3 protein-coding genes are annotated in these 1,589 nt (G+C 59.6%); 2 read left to right on the top strand and 1 reads right to left on the bottom strand.

Annotated elements, in window-relative coordinates:
• Both RBH22_RS17715 and RBH22_RS17720 read left to right on the top strand, forming a co-directional pair.
• Window positions 1–290 (top strand): zinc ribbon domain-containing protein (locus tag RBH22_RS17715; protein ID WP_306678729.1); only part of this gene is annotated, 290 nt, incomplete at its 5' end.
• Window positions 291–344: 54 nt separating this feature from the next.
• Entirely contained in the window at window positions 345–995 is a 651-nt protein-coding gene (locus tag RBH22_RS17720; RefSeq protein ID WP_306678731.1) for a DUF6735 family protein, read from the top strand.
• Here the strand turns inward: RBH22_RS17720 and RBH22_RS17725 are convergent.
• The coding region (locus tag RBH22_RS17725) for a PQQ-binding-like beta-propeller repeat protein (RefSeq protein WP_306678733.1) at window positions 992–1,589 on the bottom strand (598 nt) is incomplete at its 5' end. The genes RBH22_RS17720 and RBH22_RS17725 overlap by 4 nt on opposite strands.

The following is a 1,589-nucleotide window of genomic DNA, read 5'->3' on the forward strand; positions in this document are numbered from 1 at the left end:
ATGGGATACTGGTTGACCGTGTGGACGAGGAAAACACCTCGAAAACCTGCTCCTGTTGTGGACAGATTCGAGACGCTAACCGCGTCGAGCGTGGCCTGTATGTCTGTAACTCGTGTGCAACGACGATGAACGCAGACGTGAACGGTGCGGTGAATATCCGCCGAAAGATAACTCAAACTCCCCCAACCGGGGATATGAGTAACGGCTGCTTGGCACAGCCCGGAGTCTACCTGTTCGATACAACTACGGGTGCGTTCCACCCACAAGAGCAGGCAGACTGCAAACCCTAATATCTCAACGCTCGGGATTCACCCCGCCTTCAGGCGGGTGAGGATGTCAATCAAATGGGTCACCGCGCACTTGTTGCGTACGAACGGACAGACGGACAGTACACGCTCCACTACTCTCATTGGGGCGCAGCGAACCTGAAGCTCAAACACCGGATTTCGGCTGAGTCGCCGTTCGGTTGCGACGACACCGACTCCAAGTGGGCGAAACAGCTGCTGGCAGAACTGGCCGATGGCCTCGAGGCAGACGCCGTCGACCGATACCTAGCTGGTAAAGACCAACCGTCGACCGTCGTCGAGCCAAAGCCTCGCGCCACCGGGCTCACGCTCAAGGAGATCATCGCTGACCATCTTGACTACCTCCACCACGAGGCGTTTTACGTGGTGTCGCCGACCTTCGAGGTGACCGCCTACCGGACGCTGTGGTTCGGCCTGCAGTACGATTCGGAGACAGTCGAACAGGGAGAGACGGTCGGGAACGGCGCGCTCGCGACCGTTCGGTGGTACGACGGCGAGCCGGTCGGTGACGGCCACCTGCAGGGCCAGTTCGCGGCCCTCAAAGACGTCGTCGGCGACATGCTCGACAAAGGTGTTTTCACACCGTCGACGGCGAGGCAGTACCTGAACCGGAAGCTCGCTGAGCGGGTCGGAGACCGACAGGAGCTGCTCATTCCCAACCCAGACCTGGGCCCTGTTCGTCCTGATTAGTCACAGTTTGTTTGCAGCGTCACCGTATTCCCTGACGTGTAAAGCAGGCCCCGACTAACAGGAACACATCCGGTCGCAGATGTCTCAGACAGAGCCCACAGATCGCTCCCGTCCTCAATACTCAGACCCACAATCCGGTCAGTCGTCGGAACGACGACCGACTCCCCAACGACCATTGGGGAGCCTGCGACATCGAGATCTTGTTCCCAGTGGACATCGCCACCCCCAACGACAAGCGCGTACACGGTTTCCTCGTCCGCACTGAAGACGCGGCTATGGCCGACTGCCGGCGCAAACAAGCCACCGTCATACATCGCCTTCGACCACTGCCGGTCTCCATTCCCAGCATCGAACGCCGCGAGTTCATAGCGGTTGTAGCTCGCGAGGACAACATCTCCTACGCGAACTAATGGTTCCGGAATATTTGGTCCAGGGATTTCCCACTGTGTTTCACCCGTCTCGCGATCCAGTGCGTAGATGCCCTGGGCGGCAGAGCCATCTGCGGTGATGTACACGTGGTCGTCGTCGACGGCTGGCGGTGCAGGGATGCTTGCACGCTGGTGATCGTCACCGAACGTCCGCGTCCACTGCGTG

The organism is Halobellus sp. H-GB7, from assembly GCF_030848585.1.
Lineage (GTDB): Archaea > Halobacteriota > Halobacteria > Halobacteriales > Haloferacaceae > Haloquadratum > Haloquadratum inordinatus.

Excerpts from the sequence above, each read along its gene's own strand:
- RBH22_RS17720 (WP_306678731.1), top strand. The coding sequence starts at position 345 with ATGGGTCACCGCGCACTTGTTGCGTACGAACGGACAGACGGACAGTAC.